The sequence below is a fragment of the Actinomadura darangshiensis genome (assembly GCF_004349235.1).
Lineage (GTDB): Bacteria > Actinomycetota > Actinomycetes > Streptosporangiales > Streptosporangiaceae > Spirillospora > Spirillospora darangshiensis.
Genome location: NZ_SMKY01000621.1, coordinates 1 through 1,447, shown reverse-complemented (window position 1 = coordinate 1,447; position 1,447 = coordinate 1). Strand labels below are relative to the sequence as shown.

Here is a 1,447-nt window from a genome sequence, read left to right as displayed (position 1 = left end):
TCGTCACACAAAACAACGATCCGGGCGGCCGTCCCGCATGTCCGGGACTCCACCCGATCGTGATCACCCCCAGCTGCCCCGCCGACCAGCAGCGACATACCCGAAGTCACGATCTACAGCTGCCGTATCAGTGCCGCGTTGGTGGCCGTGCTCGGTGTCGTTGTGGCGGGGGCCGCCGCGGTGGCACCGCCCGTCGCCGCTTCGAACTCGACCGGGCGTCTTCAGCAGGAGCTTGACGCGATGGTGCGGGACGTCGGTGTTCCAGGCGCCCTCCTGACGGTCACCGGACGCACGGCCGTCACGTTGCGGAGCGGGACCGGGGATGTGCGGACGGGCCGTCCCGTCCCGTCGAACGGGCTGGTGCGCATCGGCTCGACCACCAAGGCGTTCGTTGCGACGGTCGTGCTGCAGTTGGTCGGCGAGGGGCGGGTACGGCTGGACGCGCCGGTGGAGGAATACCTGCCGGGAGTCGTCCGCGGGCGAGGTGGCGACGGCCGCACGATCACCGTCCGGCAACTGCTCCAGCACACCAGCGGCCTGCCCGACCCGGGTCCCCTGCTACCCCACGGCCGGGAATGGGCCGATCAGCGGTTCCGGCACCACGACCGGGACGAATTGATCCACGGTGCGTTGGCCCTGGAGCCCGCCCCCGGTCCTTGGTCGTACACCAACACTGGGTACCTGCTTCTTGGGAAACTGATCGAACAGGTCACCGGAACGCCAAGTTGGCGGGACGAGGTCCAGCACCGGATCGTCCGCCCACTCGGGCTGCGGCACACCTATTCCCCAGATCCCCGCGCGTACCGCATCAGGGGCCCGCACCCCCGCGGCTACATCAAGGCGCCCGGTCTGGTCGACGTGACCGAGCAGGACACGAGCCACATGGACGCGGCCGGTGACATGATCTCCACGCCTGCGGAGATCGACAGGTTCTTCGGCGCGCTGCTGCGGGGCCGTCTGCTGCGACCGGCCGAACTAGCGGAGATGCGCCACATGGTCCCGGCCGGGGGTGCGGTCGACCAGTACGGGCTCGGGCTAGAGCTCAACCATCTGTCCTGCGGAGACCTGGTCGGCCACGCAGGGCAGATGCACGGCTACTCGATGCTGGCCGGCGTCCTCGTCGACCGGAGCGGCCGCCCCGGCTCCGCCCTCGCCCTCGCCGTCACCACAGAGCCCGCCGACATGAACGACTTCCAGCGCGTCATGCGGGTCGCCGAGACCGCCCTCTGCTCACCGTCCAGCTCGGCAACGCTCTGAGTTCAGCCCAACGGGCCATCCCGTTCACGCAGGAGTCTCAGTGCTGCGTCCGTCGGCCGGACCATGTGCGCCACCTCGCCCTGCCTGACCGGGTTGTACGCCCTGGTGGGCTTGCCGAGCGTCTCGTCCTAGCAGGATCGGACAGTTCGGGGCACTGCTGTCGGTGTTTGTCGTTTTGGGGGTGGGTGGG

1 protein-coding gene is annotated in these 1,447 nt (G+C 69.2%); it reads left to right on the top strand.

Annotated elements, in window-relative coordinates; genetic code table 11:
- Nucleotides 1-147 precede the first annotated feature (147 nt).
- Nucleotides 148-1,257: a serine hydrolase domain-containing protein gene (locus tag E1293_RS46970; protein WP_165978734.1), complete on the top strand. Its 1,110-nt coding sequence runs from the start codon at nt 148-150 to the stop codon at nt 1,255-1,257.
- Nucleotides 1,258-1,447: the final 190 nt, after the last annotated feature.